This is a genomic window from Merdimonas faecis (assembly GCF_001754075.1).
Classification (GTDB): domain Bacteria; phylum Bacillota; class Clostridia; order Lachnospirales; family Lachnospiraceae; genus Merdimonas; species Merdimonas faecis.
Genome location: NZ_MIEH01000017.1, coordinates 1 through 19,110 on the forward strand (window position 1 = coordinate 1; position 19,110 = coordinate 19,110).

The following is a 19,110-nucleotide window of genomic DNA, read 5'->3' on the forward strand; positions in this document are numbered from 1 at the left end:
TACTCATGGTTTACCGTGTACTTTTTATCTGTTTCTTTTTTTAGGAATAGCTATGCATTTGTTTATTTCATATTCAAACATCTATAGATTCGGGATGTTATCTTTATGCATGCAAGCAGCATAAGTAGACACACCATGATTCTAATTTTTATTAAATGTCGGATAGTAGATGACTGGCTGCAAGGGTAATGATACTCCGGCTGTTCATAAAACCGAGCAGATGGGGAACGCAATAAGTGTGAAGGAAGTGCGTAAATGTTTTGAATTAGGGAAATGATAGAAGTGCCAATCCTGAAGGAATGTAACAAATGTGTAAGAAGGAATGATTCATACTGTGGAAGGATATAGTGGGAGTATAGGGAAAGAAGTTGGTCACAGGAGAGGGAGATCTTATGGGCTTGTGTTAAAAAGTAAGAGAAGAGTGTGAAAGAAAATCATATAAAAATCAAAGTTATTGAAATTTATGCGTCAGTTTCTGGAAAAAGATGTGTTTATTATGTAGGTGGAAATTCATGGCCAAAATAACTATCAAACATGGCCAAAGTGATGAGGCTTTTTAACAGTTATATTATAATTTTTCTAAACGACTGGCAAGATATTCCAATGTGTCCAATAGAAGCTGTTGCTTTTCGGGAGAGAATCGTTCTACAATGATTTTTATTTTTTCGGATACAGAAACTTCAGCGGAATAGGAAAAAAGGTCACAAAGAATATCTTGAACAGGAGTATCCAGGGCATTTGCAATAGACTGGATCAGTTCAAGAGTGGGCGTAGAAGAGCCATGTTCAATACGACTAATATAGCTGGATGTAACATGGACTGATTCTGCAAGGGTATTCTGGGTAATTCCTTTTGCCTCCCGTATATATCGTATGCGTTCTCCGATTGTCATGATTATTTCGCTCCTTTTCTATTACATTTTAACAAGGGAATATATAAAAAGAAATTTACTAATGCGAAGCATATTTACAAATAGTAAACATGAATGTAATATGTGAAAAAGGAGGCGGAAATATGTATTATAGTGAAATAGAAGTGGAAGCGATAAAGATAGGTGTAGGTGGAATAGAGAGAGGCAAAAAGAATAGTAAAGATATTCTTATACAAAGTGTGGTCTGGTTAGTAGAAAGGTACGATGCAACCAGTGATAAACAATATCTAGAGAAAGCTGTCTGGCATATTTATGCTTATCTAGAATTAGGATATCCCTATGAAAGCGGCCATGAAGTGTTTGATGATGTGTTACAGAAGTTAGGGCATAGCAGAGAAGAATTATTTCCAGCCAAGCAATGGTTTTATAAACCTATCATTTTGAAAAGGTCAAATATTAGTCAATTATTAGGAAAATGGAATCCCAAGCTGCAGTCTATGAGAATAAAAGAGGCTGTAGAGGATATTATAAATAATGTTAAAGAGTGTAAAAAAGGAACATTTCTTTATCATTGTGGGAAAATCATAAGAGAAAGTGAAGGCGAAATGTTATGGGAGAAAACATTTATACTATATGTATATGAAGACGAAGCAATTTTGAGAGATATCAATAAGAATAAATATTATATACTAAAGCAGGAGGAGACGCATGGTACGGATCGGGGTTATAGAAGATGATTCTAATATGCGGGAAATGACAAAGAAGGTTATTGCAAAAGCAATACAGGAGTACGAAGATGTGAAATGTAAGGGATTTGAAAATGCCGAGAAGTTTCGACAGGAAAAGACAGATTATGACATTGTCATTTTAGATATTGATCTACCGGGGATGAACGGAATTGAACTTGGGAAAAGAATTTTAAGAGATAGTAAGGATACTATACTAATCTATTTAACATCATATACCGAATATGCATGGGAAAGTTATCTGATAGAAGCATATCAATATATACTTAAAAGGAATATGGAAGAGCGGCTTCCGTTAATTTTAAAAAGGGTAGTGGCCGATAAAGTAAAAGAGAAAAAAGATTATCGTGTTTTTGGAAATAGTTATAAAAAAGTCAAACTCTATTATAAAGATATCATTTACATTCAAAAGAAAAAAGAGAAGAAGTATACAGAATATGTGACAAAAGGAGGAACATATAGAGAAAGGATTCCATTTGGTCAGATATTAAAAGAGATAGATGATGCCAGATTTGTTCCAATTGATCGTGGACATGCCGTTAATATACAATACATAGATCAAATTGATGAATGTATTATTTATTTGGAAACGGAGGAGGCATTTAAAGTCAGTAGGGTCCAGATGACAAATGTAAAGAAGCATATTGCAAAGCATTGGAGGGACTTTGTATGAATAGCATTACTTATTTTGTGGTGATGTTTTTCTTTGGTATTTGGGAAGTGTCGATGGCTTATAGTGCTGTAGAAGAGATTTTTTTATTGAAAGGCGCTAAAACAAAAAAATATATAATTATTAAATGGGGGAACATTTTTGCCCTTGCTACCATAGTGGCGAAGAACAGAATGATTGCATTTTCTTCAAGAACGCTGGTTATTCTTTGCGTTTTTATAACGTTTATATGCGTAAGTATAATTGTTAGAGGAAAAGGATGGACGGTGTTTGGGGTTGTCGCGCTTTATTATATTTTTCTTACAATATTAGATTTTATTTTTTCCTATATTTGTATTGAATTTATTGGCGCAAAATTTGAAAGAATCATATATGTAGAGGAATACTCGTTCTGGGCGATAGGAATATACAGTATGGCAAGAATCATAATGGGGATGCTGTTATGCAAATTAAAAAAAGAATCGTCGGAAGAAATGCATATTATCTTGATAACCTACAAAAAAATTTTTTTTATAACCTGTGCCTTTTTGTTTATTGTAATGGTCAGATACCAGTTTGTTTTAAGCGCAATGGCCACAGGCGAACAAGAAATTCAAGGTGTTGATAAGGCACTTGTCTTGACAACTATTCTAACAATAACAACCCTGGGGAGTTTTCTTTATTTTCAATACGTAATAAAGATAAAGGAGACTAAAATTTTAAAATTTCAAGACCAGATGTTAAGAGATCGATGTCGTGAGATGCAGCAAACTCGTCAAATTGCACATGATATGAGAAACCATATTATTTTTTTAAAAAAGTACGATGACGAAGGCCGAGAAGAAAAATTACATCAATATATACAAGATTTATGCCAGGAGATTACACTTTATGAGATGCAGGTTTGGACGGGGATAGAGATTTTGGACTATCTTCTGACACAGGAAATGAAAAAAGCAGAACAAAGAAATATTAAATTCCAGGTTGAAACACAACGGATAGATCTTTTACCTTTTTCGGATTTAGAAATAGTATCTGTTTTCGGGAACCTTTTGGACAATGCAATAGACGCTTGTGAAAAAATAGAGATTGGAGAACGGTGGATACATATATTGATAAAAAAACAGCATAATATGTTTTTTATGGAAATTATCAATAGTGTAGAGCAAGATACAGATAGAAAGAGTAAGAAAGGGGGACTCCATGGATATGGGCTAATAAATGTTCAGCAAATTGTAGAACGGCATAAAGGAGAAATGAATTGCCAGTTAATGAGTGGTGAGTATTCTGTGACCATCTCAATGTATAGTAAAGGAGGAGTTTAAAATGCAAAAGAACAAGGAAGAAAAATATGCTGGAGATTTAAATGTCGAAATTGACGAAATAAAGAAGGTGATGACAGAAAAAAAAGAACAGGATTTTGGAAGTAGCTTTACAAGAGCGTGTGATGCACTTTTAACTATTTTGTGTTGCTAAAATAGGGAGCTAGGATATCACTGATATCCTAGCCTTTTTAATATAAACAAAATGTGAAAGGAAAGAAGAAAAATGTACTTTAGAGAATTTTATTTTAAAATTTCAAAGAGTTTAGGAGTTCCCTGTGAATATTTTGCACAGCAGTTACAAGCAATATGTTTGAGGACACTGATTGCAGAAATGCATCAGTATAAGGATAAACATTTATTAAAAGGGCAAAATTCGCAAGAAGAATACCTATATTTTTGTAGAGAAGTTATTGGAAAACAGAAGTTTATAGACGCCTGTTTTGAAAAATATCCGGAACTTTATCGGTGTGTACAAGAGAAGATACAATTTGTTACGGACTATTATCAAGAAGTTTTACACAATTTTGAACAAGATAAATCGGAAATTTCAAGAACAATATGTAATAGAGAAATAAATAAGATCATAAAAATAGACGGAGGAGTGGGAGATACACATTGTCAGGGAAAACAGGTTTTAAAACTAACATTGGATAACGGGGAAAAAATATTATATAAACCCCATTCATTAAGGAATGAAGTGATATTTTCTGAATTATTGCAGTGGTTGGCCGGGCGTACAGGAATCATTCAAAAACAATATAATGTTTTATCCAGAGAAACATATGGATGGAGTAAAGTAGTGGAATATCAGGAATGTAAATCAAATAAAGCGGTCAAAAGATTTTATCAGAGAATGGGAGCGCAATTATTTTTAGCCTATATTCTGAATACAAGAGATCTCCATTGTGAAAATTTGATTGTAGCTGGAGAGTATCCAGTTTTTATAGATTTAGAAAGCTTGGTATTCACATCGAACGACGAAAAAGGATATAAGGTACAGGAAGAAATATACGAAAGGCTTCAAGGGTCTGTTCTATATACGGGGATTTTGCCGGTTTATCATTGGGATCGCAACGGAGGGGGAATTGATGCAAGTGCCATTGGTGGTGGCGCAAAGCAGAAATATCCCTTCCGGATTCCGAGAGTGGAATATCCAGAAACATCGAATATGTATCTGGGGTATGTATATCCTACGATAGAAGAAGCGAAAAATAAAGTGATTTTGCATGGCGAAAAAATTATTCCTAATCAATATACTAGAGAAGTTGTAGAAGGATTTGAAAAAGCATATAAAGCAGTGCTTGCTGAAAAAGCGATATTTAGAGATATGGTAATAAAAAAGTTGGAACATTCAAAAAGTCGTTACATACATGCAGACACACAAAAATACAGTATGCTATTGTCGGCTTCTTATCATCCGACCCTGCTGAGAAATAGAGAAAATAGATATCGTTTTTTTAAGGATTTTTATTTTGAAAGAAAATTGGATGAAGAGGAAAGAAGGATAATAGAAGAAGAGATACATAGTATGATGCAGGGAGATATTCCATATTTTGAATACCAGTTGGATGACAGAAATTTGAGGGATGGAGAAGGGAAAAAGATTGGAACTTATTTTAAAAGAGAACCGTTGGTAAAAGTACAGCAAAAAATAGATAAGCTAACCCCAAAAGATTTAGTAAAACAGAAACAGTATATCCAGACTGCGTTGGGGTTTATGTTAAAGGACCCAAACGTATATCATAATGGAGCATATCGAGTGAAAGATCAAATCTCAAAACAATCATTTGGTATAGTGCAAATCATCAAAAGACTAATAGAACAAGTAATATCTGAGGCAGTATGGAATGAGGACAAAACAGAAGTGGGGTGGGAACAATTAACTCTTGGACAAGGGTGTCAGTTTACCTGGAATATAGAACCAATGAATTATTATTTATATCAAGGTCTTGCCGGGATGCTACTCTTATTTTGGAAGATTAAAAATATAGAAATGTTTGGGCGAGTTGCCGAGGAAATCTATCAAACACTTTGCGAGATGTTTTTTCGATATACGAAAGAGGGGGAAGAGAATCTTAAGAGTCTATGCTCTAAATGTACAGGAATGTATGAGGGAGAGGGAGCTGTTGTTTATGTATATCTATTGCTTTATCAGCAAAGTAAAGAAGAAATCTTTTTAGAATATGCAAAAAGGCATGCTGCAATCGTGGAGAGATTGCTGGATCAAGATGAAGTATATGACCTTCTTTCTGGAAATGCAGGGGCCGCATGGGTAATGCTGCAATTATATTATATAACCAGAGATGATTACTTTTTGGATATAGCAAAGAAAGCAATAGATATCTTAATTACCGCAAGTGAGAAGCAAGAAGAAGGGATTGGATGGAGAATTGCTGATCAGCCGTCAATGGCAGGAATGGCACACGGAAACAGTGGCGTGTTAATGCCAGTCTTTGCATTATGGAGAGAAACGAAGAATGAAAAATATGAGAACTTGGCAGAGAACATCTGGAAGTACGAAAACAGCCTGTATGATTCCACGATTCAGAATTGGATAGATAAGAGGGTTAAGGAAATTGATGAAGATGAAATTGGTCCAGTAGCATGGTGCCATGGAGTGGGGGGAGTTCTGTTGTCACGCTTAAATTGCTATAAAATGGCAGAAGAAAGTAAATGGAAAGAACGATTGAGCAAAGACATAAAAAAAGCATATACAAAGTTGAATGATTATTGGTTAAGGGACAGCTGGTCATTATGTCACGGCATTTGTGGAAATCTATGGATTCTTGAAAAAACTGACCGAGAATTTTGGCACAAGAGGACCGATAAAAGAGAACAATTGCTACCTAGCGAAATACAATGGCTTCCCCAAGAAAAAAGGAATCCAGGTTTTATGAATGGATATGGAGGAATATTATATTATTTTCTGTCCAAAACTAATATGGTCAAAGAAACAGACAAATAAGGTCAAAGAATTGAAAAATAAGTGTATATAATATAAATTTTAGATATATTCAAAAAACAATATGAAACAAAGAAAATAATGAATATTTGTTGTACTTTGTTTCTATATTGAGCACATTAAAGTTAGGACATATTTGGACGGACTTCAATGTGAGGTTTAAATAATACGATAAAGGAGGGGAGACCAATGGTTTGATCAAATGATTTAAATAGTAGTTTTATTCATTTTGTGTGGCTTGAAAAATTCTGCCACAAGTAAACAAACAGTAATCGAAGGAGAGAAAATTATGGGAAAAATGGATGATTTTGATCTTGATCTGAGAAAAATTGCAGAAAATGGGAACTCGGCAAATGCCTTATCAGCTAGCGACATGATAACATCTGAGATTATTTCAAAAGTAACAGAAACCATCACTAGAACGTTTAAAGGACAATGTGTATCTGTTGAAACACCAACCACAGGGATGACATCTGCTTGTTGCAAAAAAGGTGGAACTGATGTAGAACCTCAGTGTGTGCCTTAAAAAGAGCGTGGTTTAACCACGCTTTTTTTTTAGAAAGGAGTTATAAGCATGATAAAAGACGCTTATAGAGAGTATAGAATAAAAATCTACTGTTTTATTATAGTTGCCTTTATTACCCCTTGGTTTTTTGTGGCATCCGGTATGGAAAATTCTGATTCACAGGTGTTGGGTCCTTATTTGATGATATTACCTGCAAGTGCCATAATACTAGGAAGAATTGTAGCCACAAAGGCAGTTAGAGGATGGCTGCAATGGCTATTTCTAATAACGTTTGCCCTCTTCTTCATAATGCTGAGCCTTTGGGCTGTTTTGGGCCTAAAAGATACGTTTGTGGAATCCTTTCAATCGATAGTTGAAGTGCCTTTAAGTATTGTACTGTTTTGCGGATGTTGTTTATATGGCAATGAGTTATATCCATTTAAAAACATCAAAGATATGATATGGGTCTTGGTGGTGTTTTATTTAATTGAATATATCTTTTACTTTGAGAAGGACTTTCAAGAGTTTGATATAGTTACTATGCTACTAGAACCACTTGGTTATATGGTGGCAATACCGTTTAGTGTATTTTTATTTAGCAGCATATTGTTGATGGGGGAAGAATATGCATGGAGAGGGTGTATTCAGACTAAATTACAGGCAGTATTAGGAAAAAGAAAAGGAGTCATTGTACTGGGGATTATTTGGGAGTGCTGGCATATTCCGGCATGGTTCGGTTTGTATCATATAAATGAGTATGAAGTGACAACCATGGTTATGGTAGTTATTTATAGATTTTTAAGCACAGTTGGTATGGCTGTTTTTATGGGATGGGCATATATGAAAACAGAAAATATATGGTGCTGTGTTTTGATTCATGGTTATAACAATGCAGTTGGTGGATTGCTAACGGAGCTATACATGGTTTTTGATGATATACCGATGGGAGTTTTTCGGCCAATAGTACTGATGTTATTTTTGTTCGCAAAAGAATATAGAAAAGAAAGTGAGAAGCAGCGATTATGAAAGCGATGTGTTATATAGGTAGTAATTCATTAGAATCCAGATGTTTCCATATAGGTACAAAATTGAAAAGGAAATTAGAAAAGAAAGGGATAATAGTAGATTCATTCAGTTCAAAAGAGAGTACGGTATTAGAGTGTATAGAATGTCACCAGTGTTTTACAAGAGGAGAGTGTCCAATTGATCAAAAAGATGACATGCATATAATCAGAAGAAAAATGTTAGAGTCTGATCTGATTATATGGATTTCACCGGTCTATTTAAATAATCTATCAGGAGCAATGAAGACATATATTGATAGAATTACTTCCTGGGTTCACACTTTACATCTTTTGGGGAAAATAGGAGTGGTAATAACTGTAACGGATAGAAGTGGACAAGAATTTGTGTCATTCTATTTAAAAAATATCCTTAGGCTTATGGGATGTAATGTGATTGGAGAATATAAATTTGTAAAAGTAGAGAATGTGGACATTGAGTATAAGTTAGAGGAAATAATAGATGATATTACATCATCTATTATAAATGAAAGTCAATATAAATCAACAGATGAATTGGAAAAAAGATTTCAAATAAATAAACGTGAATATATCAACCCTGACAATGAAAAATTTATTGGAAAAAATTATGAAGTAACTTATTGGTATAATTCTGAAATGTCAAAATGTAATACATATCAAGAAGTGTTGGATAAAAGAAAAGCTGAGAAAGAGTGAAATAAATGGGGAAAATACAGGAAGAAATAAACAATTATGTGGATTATATATTAAGCTATAGTTTAAATACTCACTCTGCTAAATGGTATGACAATTGTATTGATATTTTATTTTTCCTTACTCAAATAATGCATGATGACGAAAAAAAGATGGATCAAAATGTTTTAAATGCAATTAGTAATTTGATTTTTGCTATAAATCAATATCCAAAAAAATGTTTGAGCTATTTTGATACAGGAATGTATAGCAAGTTAGGGTTACTTGCTTTTTCAATTCGGGAATTGAATAAAATAGTAGACGGATTACAAGAAACGTCGAAATTGTTGAACAAAGTAATATTAAATAACAATTATAGAAAAATACAAAGGTTTCAGCAATCGAAACTTACATTTTCTGATTATGACATATTAGGAGGAGTTTCTGGTGTAGTTTACTATTTGTTAGATTGCCAAGATATATTGGAGGATTCAAAAGACATGTTAACAATGAGAGAACTTATTCGATACTTGATATATTTGGCGAAGGATTATACATATAAGGGGAATAGAGTTATCAGATATCATATTAGAAAGAAACAGCAGTTTTTACAGAAAGAACGAGCGCAGATGAAATTAGGGCATATTAATTTTGGGACAGCTCATGGCATAGCAGGGCCAATGGTTACACTTGCCAAAGCAAAATGGAGAGGGATTTTAGAACAGGAGTTAGACGAATCGATAGAGCGATTAAGGGAACTATATAGACGTTTTTGTGTGGAACTAGAAAGCGATGTCCTATTTCCGAGAAGATTGGCAGTGGAAAGTTTTGTGACCGGAAAAAGTACCGATCTCACAGAAAACAGTGGATGGTGTTATGGAAATCTAGGGATTATTAGAAATTTAATGAAGACATCGAGATATATGGAAGATGAATCTATGTATCAATTTTATTTAAATAAATTTATTGATCTTATAGATCGAGAGGAAGTTGAATATAACCTAGATAGTCCGATTATATGTCATGGATTTGCAGGTATAATTTCAACACAAGTATATGCATTTAAAGAGAGTAAAGACGAAAAATGTCTTGTAAATATAAAGCGTAATTTGGAAAGAACGCTGATTGAACATCAAAAGAAGGAACGAGATAGTGAAAACTATATCAATAACTTTTCGTTTTTAGATGGAAGTACCGGCGCGATACTAGCAATGCAGAATAGCTTAACATTAAATCTTTCTTTTGGGAAAATATTGTTAGTGGATTGATGTATATGAAGAACAAAACGAATATGATAAAAAATATATGGTGGGTAACAAAGACTATTGTACAATATAATCCTTTATATTTGTTTGTTATTATAACTATAACTATTATATTGGGAGTATTACCACCCATATCAACTATAATGTCGCAAAATATTATGAATGGTATACAAAAAAGGGCAAATTTGGAAACATTACTAGTTTTTGTATTTATTTATATAGGTATTGATTTGATCCAAGGGCTGATAAATTATTTTACAAGTTATTACAAATTCAAATTTGCACAAGGCTACAACTTGAATATTAGCCAAAAAGTTCTAAAAAAAGCAGCAGCGTTGGAATTGAAATCATATGAGAATAGTGAAATTTATAATATGATTTCAAGAGCTCAATATGAAGTGGAAGGAAAGCTTTTGGTTTTTTTTGAATTATTTATAGGCATTATTTCTAGTACTGTGATGACAATATCTTATCTGTTGATTATTCTAGAATTTCGTCTATGGATTTTATTATGCGTTCTAGTTGTGCCATGTGTCAAGTTTTTAATCAATAATAAAATTAATAGAAAAACATTTCTTTTACTAAGAGAAAGAACAAATGATTCAAGGAAATGTTGGTATTTTCAACACTTAGTGACCGCAGGAGAAGCTTATAAGGAATTAAAAATATATAATTTGTTCAATTATTTTATTGAAAAATATAGGCGCTATAAGGAAAAATTTAATTATGAAGATTTAAAACTCAGAAAGACTAGTTATTTTCAATTGGGAGGAGCGACTTTCTTTGAAACTATGATAGATGGAATAATATTTTTCTATATCATACTTTGTGGGTATTCGGGAGAAATATTGATTGGAAATGTTGTAACATATATGAAAACTATTACACAGATTAAAACGCAAATTACAGCAATATTGCAGTCCTTGTCTCAAATGAATCAAGAAAGTATGTTTGTTGATCAATTAATTGAGTATTTAAATTTATCCGAAGAAGAAAAAGGGGCAAAACATCATTCTGATAGCGAACTGATTAATATAAAAAATTTGGAAAGTATAGAAGTGAAAAATCTCTATTACAGATATAAAGAAGATCAAAATTATGTATTAAAGAATATAAGCTTTAAAATTGAAGGAACACAATCGATAGCGATTGTGGGGCCAAATGGAAGTGGAAAAACAACACTGCTTAAAATATTAATGGGATTTTATCATGACTATGAAGGTGAAATATTAATTAATGGGATAGAGTTTGGAAAAATTAATAAAGAATCAGTAACAAAGAGAATTGCAACGATGTTTCAAGATTTTTATAAATATGAAGCCACCTTTAGAGAGAACATAGCTTATGGAAATTTAAATCTTATGCAGGAGGATGATATATTAGAAGAATTTTGCAAGAAATTTAAATTAGATGGATTGATAAATGAAACACCAGAAAAATTAGATTGTCAAATAGGATATTGGTTTGATGGTGGTAAACAAATTTCTCTTGGACAATGGCAAAAAATTGGGATTACACGAGCGTTTTCAAAAGATGCGGATTTATATATCATGGATGAACCCAATGCTGCATTAGATGCCATTTCAGAATATAATTTGTCAAAATTGTATTCAAAACTAATCAATCAGAAGAAAGGGATTATTGTCGCACATAAATTTAATAACCTCGTGATGGATGTTGATAATATTCTTGTATTAGATTGTGGGGAAATCATAGGGAATGGAACACATGAGGAACTATTAAAAACAAATCAGTTGTATAAATCCCTATTTGAAATTCAAACTGGAATAATGGATGAAGGAGATGTTGAAGATGAAAGCAGAATGTCAAGATATTTATATGATTAGAACCCCTGGTTTGTCAGTAGATTATTTAGAGAAATATGAGCAGCAAGAATTAGATATATATGAATTCATACAACAAGATAAAGAATTAGATCAATTTTTTCGAAAGGCCTTATTAGCTTCCAGCCCATCACTATATCATAGTTATATTTCTAAACCTGCTGATAAAAAGAAGTACGAAAATTTAAAAGAATCATTATTAAAATACTTTTTGCGAAGTGTAGGTAGGCCAACTCCATTTGGGTATTTTGCGACAGTATCGCTTGGAAATTTCGGGGCAAATACAAAAATAAAGCGTGGAGAATACATTTTAGATTTACGCGTTGACAATAACTGGATTAATCATGTTATCAAAATATTAGAGAGTCAAAAGGATATACAAGATGGATTAAAAGTTAAATTTAATTCATTGTGTTATATGAGTGGAGATAGGGTGAAAAATCCATATTTTACAAGTCATGGGGAAATAGAAAAAGAAAGACAGATTATAAAAGAAAATAGTATACGTCACACTGGTTTGATTGATCTGGTTAGGAACGCAGCAAAGAGTTTTATATTATTATCGGATTTGTTAGAAAAAGTAAAAGAAGTATATGCGGATGTTTCTGAAAGAATAATAATGAAGACATTAATTGATATGCTAGAGAATGAATATTTGATTTCTAATCTTCGTATACCAGCATATTGTTCCAATTCGTTAGAGTATGTAATACAACAACTTAAAGAAATGAAGTATTCAGGAGAGTATCTTGATAAATTAAAGTCAATTGATGAGGGGTTATTGGAGTTTCAAAAAACAGAGACAGAAGAGGTTCTTTTAGATGTTTATAAAAAAATGGCTGAGATTAAAAAAGCGCAAAACTATATTATTATTAATGTTGGAAATCAATATTTAGAGAATGTTTTGGATTGTAACATAAAAAAACAAGTAGAGAACCTAGCTGAAGTATTGTATAAAATTCCTCTTAGATTTAATTCCACATCTCAGCTACAAAAAAAATTTCAAGAGGTATATGGGACAAATGTGGAGGTCCCAATTAGAAATATAATTGATAAAAATGACTTTAATGGATGTGGTTTGGTTAATATTAGTAGTATCCATTCTGCAGGGGAAAAAGAAATTATAAGTATCTTTAATACTAAAGTTCAACAAGCGCTTATAAATCAAAAAGAAGAGATAAGGTTGGTGGCAGAAGATTTTGCGAAAATACAAAGTAGTCCAACATTTATAAGTTCTTTTGATGTGAACGTTTTGATTACAGATACAAATGGTGAGTATCGTCTATGGGTAGGACCAAACTTTGGCTCTAATCGAGCGGGTTCAATGATACAACGATTTTCACAGTGTTTAGATGAGAATAAATTAATGGATTACAATAAATTGTATCAGAAAGAAGAAGTATTATGCAGTGAATATGTAACTGTTGAAATTAGAGAATTCAGAAATCACGGACGTCATAGTAATGTTTTAAATATGAATAGGAATTGGAATTATTATATAGTTATGGGCTGCTGTTCTGAGGAGGATGATCGAGAAATTACATTGGACGACATTTATGTTGGTATGGATAATAACAAAATGTATTTATATTCAAAAAAACTGAAAAAGCGCTTGCGTTTTGTTATGGATAATATGTTAAATCCAACATTAATTAGTGAAATATCTAGACTTTTACTGGGGATTTCACAAGATTATGAAAATTATCCATTAAGCAGGCTGTCTATTCTTCCTTCGGAGTTACATTACAAATACTTACCAAGAATTATACTTGAAGGCATTGTTATATTACCTAAAATGTGGCTTGTGGAAGGCGCTGATATTGTACAAGGTTCTTACGAAGAGTTTAAGGCTCAATTATTTGAGTTCCGAAAAACCTATAAAATGGATACAATTGTTTATTATGCGACAGCAGATAATAGAATCATAGTTAAATTGGATAAAGAAGAATATATTCATTTATTATATAACGAATTTAAGAGAAACAAAAGATTGCAATTTTCTGAAATAGAGAAGGGCTTATTGGATCGAACGATAGTGAAAGATAAGGAGGGTAGAGGTTATGTGAACGAATGTGTGTTTAGTGTGCTAAATTTAGAACAAAATGAAGATATATATGAAAGACTTAATGATTGTAGTTTGCTATGCGAAGAGGAGCGTAAAAAAATATTATGTGAAGACGGATGGATATATTTTAAATTATACGGAATAAATAATCGTGAAAACGAAATTTTAAGTGTCAAGCTTCCAGAGTTGTTTAGTGATATTAATTGTGCAGAACATTTTTTCTTACGATACATAGATGAAAATGGGAAACACCTAAGAATACGAATTAAATTTGAAAATGAAGAGGATGCATATTATTATCTACCTAAAATAAACATGTGGATTCAAAAGTTGATTGATAATCAGTTAATCAGTGTAGTGGTATTTGATACATATTTACGAGAAACTAATAGATATGGTGGAAAAGAACTTATTGAAGCTTGCGAAAAAATATTTTTTAAAGATTCCATAACAGTAGAAAAAACTCTAAAACACTATGATTTGAATAGTAAGGAGGATTTAGAAAAAGCATATATTATTGGTATCACTTTTGTATTAAAAAATTTGACACATGATTTAGAAGAAATGTTTGATATTTTAAATGTCATACGAAGACAAGATCAATATAGAAAAGAATATAGAGAAGGGCAAAAACAATATTATTCATATGTACAAGCCGTATTAGAAGAGAAAGAGGAAGTTTATATGGATATAAAAGAAGAATATATTAAAGAAAAAATGGTTTTAAAAACGTTTGCCGAGCAATTATATATTCAAATATATAAGAAGAAAAATACAAATAGCAAAGAGAATATAATATTATCCCTTGTTCATATGCATTGTAACAGACTGACCGGAGATAAAATGTATGAAGAAAAATACACAGAAATTGTCCGAAATACATTATATCACATAATTCAACAACAAAAGTATCGTGATAAAAGACAGAAATTAAATACCAATAAAGTTTAGTTTGGTATTTATTGAAGTGTGTTCTTATTTCATAGATACTATGTCTCTTAAGTAATTGTGATTTGACGCTAAAAGGAATATTCTGGAGGTTACAAATGTAAAAGAAGAGATGTACTAATTGGTTTTGAGATATGGAGAAAGGAAATACGATATTTACTTTTTACAAATTTCGTACAAGAGTTATATGATGGATAATAAAGAAATAATTCAAGCGATTAAGGAAACGGTTTGTAAATATACGGATGATTTCATATATGCGTTCGAAAATAAAAAAATAAAACGAGAAGAGTATGATGATGTATTGCTTTTTTGTTCAGAAATTTATGATGTGTCCTTTTTAAAAAAGTATAAGAATAAAATTAGAGATATAATTGAGACAATTCTATCTACAATAAAAAATGAATTGTATAGCGGTGACACTACATATTTAAACTATATGGGGCAGAGCAAAGGAATAGGCAATATAGCCTTTAGTTTGAGAATTTTAAACCAAAAGGGAATACATTTAAACCAGTTTCAAAAATATTGTGACTGCTGGATGGATGAATTCTATAAGACACAAATTGTGCTGTATTATAAAACACAAACAGTTCCTGTTCTTTACGATGTTATATATGGTGTGTCCGGAATGCTGAATTACTATCTGGAATATCGTAAAGAACAGAAAGATATTATTTTAGGGATGTTAAAATATCTTATTTACTTGACAGATAAAAATGAAGAAAAAGTCACAAAATATTTTGTAATAAAACTATCAGAGTATAAAAATACACATTCAAAATATGATTTATATCTTGATTTTGGAATGGCGCATGGCATTATAGGACCGCTATATATAATGGCAAAAGCAATGCACGAAGGTTTTCAAACAAAAGGACTTCAAGAATCAATACAATTCTTAAAAGATTTGTATGTGGAGTTTATGCGGATCGATGATAAGGGCAGACTTCAGTTTCCAACGCAATTAAAATTGTCTGGTTTTAAGCAAAAAGAGGTAACAGACTATACATTTAATAATGGCTGGTGCTATGGAAATGGGAGTATTGTTTTCGGCTTAATGAAAGTGGCAAAATATTGTGAGGAAGAACTAGATTATAGGTTCTATAAAAATGAACTTCTGAAAATTATGTCAGGATCATTAATTGATAACAATTTATTTGAACCAATTGTATGCCATGGATATGCTGGGTTGTTAATGATACAAATTTGTGCATATTTGGAAACGCAAGATAGGGATTTTTTAATTACAATAGAAGAGAAAATATGTGAAACATTAAAATATCATGAAAAAAATATAGGAGAAGAAAGATATATTAATAATTATTCATTACTAGAGGGGGCTAGTGGTGTAATGTTAGCTTTGTTAAAGGTATTGGGGAAAACAATTGAAAGTAGCAAATTGTTATTTTTGGATTAACAAGGGTATATTGGATAAATCTTTGAAAGGGTAAAGTGGCATGAGGTGAATGTCCATACTATTATGTTATATCCTAACTATTCATCCTTTGGTGGTTTAAATATAGGAAGCGTAGAGGAGATTTGCAGGTTGCTGGCGAAAACGAGAAAGACGGAAAACAATCTTTTTAGTAACCATAACATAGAAGGGATTAAACTTTGCCAAAGAGAAATATGCTACACTGCTCCAAAAAGATATGGAGGAGAAGTATGCGAATCAGACTAATCAGATAAGAAATATATAAATAAGTATATGGAATAGACAAAGAGGATAATAGATATGTATGATAGAACACAACTGAATAGAGGAATATTAGAAGGGTGTATACTAAAACTTTTGTCAGAAGAAAGCATTTATGGTTACAAATTAATAGAAAGATTAAAAGAACAAGGATTTGAAGATATAAAGGCGGGGACTGTTTACCCAATACTAAAACGACTAGTAAAACAGGGATTCATTATTACAGAAGAGTATCCATCTACTATAGGGCCTACGAAAAAGTATTATTCTTTAACTAACGAGGGGGTTATATATTTAAATGAATTTCTAAAGAATTGGGAGTCAGTTTTTGTAATTGTTAATAATATTCTTTTTCATAGCAGGATAGTATAAATATGAATGTTTCATATTAGGAAAACACACTGCCAGAAAGGATGTGGCGAGCATCAGCCCGCCACGGCGGGAATTTCAGAAGTGTTAATTTCAATGTACTCGGCAATCTTGCGGAGCTCGTCAGCAAACTTGAATTTAATCTTGATATTGCCGTTTTCGTAGACCTTTATGTGATCCACAAGCTCAATAAGGATTTCCCGGTTGAGCGTTTCAATGTTCTGATATTTCATAAATGCCACCAGCGCCGGATGTTCATTGTCAACACCGTTTGCCAGTTCTGCTCGTTCCGTTGTCAGCCGTTCCAGCACATCGGAAAGGGCGGCGGCCTGCCGTTCATAGTCGGCTTTCATGTTACGGTAGTCCTGCTGGGTAATTTCCCCGTCTTTCCAGTCTTGATAAAGGGACTGTTTGTAGCGGGTAATTTTCGCCAGTTCCCGCTCCTTTGCGGTAATCAGATCGTCCAGTCGGAAAGACTGGCTTTTTTTGATTGGGGCCGAATTGATACGGGCAATCGCCTCGGAATAGGAAACAGCCAAATGCACCTGGTACTGAATACCAAACAGGACGGCAGTTTCCAGCCGCTCATGCTTGATTGAGTGCATGGAGCAGGCGGCCCGGGAGCGGTATTTGTAAGTAGAGCAGGCGTAATAAACATTTTTTCCGCTCTGGCTCCGTGTTATGGATTTTCCGCAGTCCGCACAGCGGAGAAAGCCGCTGAACAGATGGAGCTCCTTTTTCCGTGGGGCCGTCCGGGTGTCCCGTTTCAAAAGGGCCTGCACCTTATCAAAGGTTTCCCGGTCTATGATTGCCTCGTGGGTATCAGCCACCCGCACCCATTCTTCCTCCGGCACCGCCTCAATCTCATGTACCTTGTAGCTTTTTACACGGCGGCGGCCCTGGACTAAATCCCCGGTATAAATGGGATTTGTGAGAATGTTTTTCAGCACCCGATCTCCCCACATGGGATTGTCAGATACAGAGCAGGAATACGGCAGACCTTTATTTTTCCGATAGGTTGTCGGGCTGGGGATGCCGTGGTCATTCAAGTGGTAGACGATGGCCCGTCTTGTTTCCCCTTGCAAAGTCATGTTATAAATGAGCTTTACAATCTCGGCGGCCTCGGGATCGACAATCAACTGGTGCTTGTCTTTCGGATCTTTTATATAGCCGTAGGGAGCAAAGGAGCCGATGTACTGCCCGTTGCGCCGCTTGTAATCAAATACCTGCCGGATTTTCTTTGAAGTCTGATAGCAGTATTGATCGTTCATTACATTCGTAATGGGGACGATAATGCTGGAAACGCTGTCCGGGTTTGTAAAGCTGTCCACATTTTCGGCAAGGCTGATAAAGCGGACGCCCATCTGCACAAACAGGTTATCAATCAGACTTCCTGCATCGCTGTAATTCCGGGCGAAACGGGAAAGGTCTTTTACCACAACACAGTTGATTTTTCCGCTCATTACATCGGCCAGGAGCCGCTGGAAATTTTCGCGGTTGGCGTCCGTTCCCGTGTGCCCATCGTCCACATATTCGGAAGTGCTTTCAAATTCGTCTATGTGCTTGTGGTAAAAATCATTGAGCAGATCGCGCTGGTTTTTTACGCTGTTGCTATCGTCCTTTCCCTTTTTCAAGTCCTCTTTGGATAGCCGGATATATTTCCCCAGCCGCCAGCGCCGGATGGTATAAGAGGGAGAGAAACTCTGCTGAAACCCTCTGTTTTTTGTTCGTGACATTGTTCCTCCTTCCCTATCACATTACACTTATATTATAACTCTGTCCCATAGGGACAACAAGGATGGCTCTGCCTCGGGACACTTTGTCTCGAAGTAGGGCGGGCCGCAGCCGAAGTTACAGCCCGCTTTTCTGCCGGATCAAATAGTCCGTTAAAGTGTCCTGCAGGGAGGGCCCGCTCTCCGAAAATTCGATTTGAACGCCGACACCACCGATGCAAAAGCAGTACGGATTTTTGACAATCTGTAAAAACCTTGTTATGCGCTCTTTGCGGGAAAGGGCGTTGTCAAAGGTCATACCGCTCACATCGGGCAGAGACTCGGGGGCAACTGCGCCAATGTCAACGCTTTTCATTTGTTCCAGTTCCTTTGCGGATAATCTCACGGTAAAACCTCCTTCTTTCAAATTGTTAA

General features: G+C 33.9%; 16 protein-coding genes. 13 read left to right on the forward strand and 3 right to left on the reverse strand.

The window, feature by feature from the left end; genetic code table 11:
• Window positions 1–568 precede the first annotated feature (568 nt).
• Window positions 569–892, reverse strand: coding sequence for a helix-turn-helix domain-containing protein (locus tag BKD12_RS07965; protein WP_070088797.1), 324 nt, complete (start codon window positions 890–892; stop codon window positions 569–571).
• A gap of 122 nt (window positions 893–1,014) precedes the next feature.
• Between BKD12_RS07965 and BKD12_RS07970 the strand changes: the two genes are divergently transcribed.
• From BKD12_RS07970 to BKD12_RS08025, 13 genes are all read left to right on the forward strand, one after another.
• Window positions 1,015–1,608 carry a hypothetical protein gene (locus tag BKD12_RS07970; RefSeq protein WP_070088798.1) on the forward strand — a complete coding sequence of 198 codons (594 nt, stop codon included), beginning with the start codon at window positions 1,015–1,017 and terminating at the stop codon, window positions 1,606–1,608.
• A complete protein-coding gene (locus BKD12_RS07975) occupies window positions 1,580–2,290 on the forward strand; it encodes a LytR/AlgR family response regulator transcription factor (RefSeq protein WP_070088799.1) in 711 nt (236 codons plus the stop codon). The genes BKD12_RS07970 and BKD12_RS07975 overlap by 29 nt, the downstream gene beginning before the upstream one ends.
• Window positions 2,287–3,591 (forward strand): sensor histidine kinase, encoded by a 1,305-nt coding sequence (locus BKD12_RS07980; protein ID WP_070088800.1) that lies wholly within the window; start codon window positions 2,287–2,289, stop codon window positions 3,589–3,591. Before BKD12_RS07975 ends, BKD12_RS07980 begins: the two co-directional genes overlap by 4 nt.
• A gap of 1 nt (window position 3,592) precedes the next feature.
• The gene (locus BKD12_RS16915) at window positions 3,593–3,742 is read left to right on the forward strand and encodes a hypothetical protein (RefSeq protein WP_176730939.1); all 150 of its coding nucleotides are present in this window, start codon (window positions 3,593–3,595) and stop codon (window positions 3,740–3,742) included.
• A gap of 72 nt (window positions 3,743–3,814) precedes the next feature.
• Window positions 3,815–6,556, forward strand: a complete 2,742-nt coding sequence (gene lanM, locus BKD12_RS07985; RefSeq protein WP_070088801.1) for a type 2 lanthipeptide synthetase LanM — start codon at window positions 3,815–3,817, stop codon at window positions 6,554–6,556.
• A gap of 286 nt (window positions 6,557–6,842) precedes the next feature.
• Window positions 6,843–7,079, forward strand: a complete 237-nt coding sequence (locus BKD12_RS07990; RefSeq protein ID WP_070088802.1) for an FDLD family class I lanthipeptide — start codon at window positions 6,843–6,845, stop codon at window positions 7,077–7,079.
• 48 nt (window positions 7,080–7,127) lie between these two features.
• Complete coding sequence (locus tag BKD12_RS07995) at window positions 7,128–8,084, forward strand: CPBP family intramembrane glutamic endopeptidase (RefSeq protein WP_070088803.1); 957 nt, start codon at window positions 7,128–7,130, stop codon at window positions 8,082–8,084.
• Entirely contained in the window at window positions 8,081–8,797 is a 717-nt protein-coding gene (locus BKD12_RS08000) for a flavodoxin family protein (protein ID WP_070088804.1), read from the forward strand. Before BKD12_RS07995 ends, BKD12_RS08000 begins: the two co-directional genes overlap by 4 nt.
• A 5-nt stretch (window positions 8,798–8,802) precedes the next feature.
• Window positions 8,803–10,041, forward strand: a complete 1,239-nt coding sequence (locus BKD12_RS08005; protein ID WP_070088805.1) for a lanthionine synthetase LanC family protein — start codon at window positions 8,803–8,805, stop codon at window positions 10,039–10,041.
• 5 nt (window positions 10,042–10,046) lie between these two features.
• Window positions 10,047–11,885 carry an ABC transporter ATP-binding protein gene (locus tag BKD12_RS08010; RefSeq protein WP_176730940.1) on the forward strand — a complete coding sequence of 613 codons (1,839 nt, stop codon included), beginning with the start codon at window positions 10,047–10,049 and terminating at the stop codon, window positions 11,883–11,885.
• Window positions 11,851–14,898, forward strand: coding sequence for a lantibiotic dehydratase (locus BKD12_RS08015; RefSeq protein ID WP_070088807.1), 3,048 nt, complete (start codon window positions 11,851–11,853; stop codon window positions 14,896–14,898). Before BKD12_RS08010 ends, BKD12_RS08015 begins: the two co-directional genes overlap by 35 nt.
• A 187-nt stretch (window positions 14,899–15,085) precedes the next feature.
• Complete coding sequence (locus BKD12_RS08020; RefSeq protein WP_176730941.1) at window positions 15,086–16,315, forward strand: lanthionine synthetase LanC family protein; 1,230 nt, start codon at window positions 15,086–15,088, stop codon at window positions 16,313–16,315.
• A gap of 318 nt (window positions 16,316–16,633) precedes the next feature.
• Complete coding sequence (locus BKD12_RS08025; protein WP_070088809.1) at window positions 16,634–16,966, forward strand: PadR family transcriptional regulator; 333 nt, start codon at window positions 16,634–16,636, stop codon at window positions 16,964–16,966.
• Window positions 16,967–17,019: 53 nt separating this feature from the next.
• Here BKD12_RS08025 and BKD12_RS08030 read toward each other — a convergent pair whose 3' ends face one another.
• Both BKD12_RS08030 and BKD12_RS08035 read right to left on the reverse strand, forming a co-directional pair.
• Window positions 17,020–18,699, reverse strand: coding sequence for a recombinase family protein (locus BKD12_RS08030; protein WP_070088810.1), 1,680 nt, complete (start codon window positions 18,697–18,699; stop codon window positions 17,020–17,022).
• A 115-nt stretch (window positions 18,700–18,814) separates the two neighbouring features.
• Complete coding sequence (locus BKD12_RS08035; RefSeq protein ID WP_070088811.1) at window positions 18,815–19,081, reverse strand: DUF6870 family protein; 267 nt, start codon at window positions 19,079–19,081, stop codon at window positions 18,815–18,817.
• Between the last annotated feature and the right edge of the window lie 29 nt (window positions 19,082–19,110).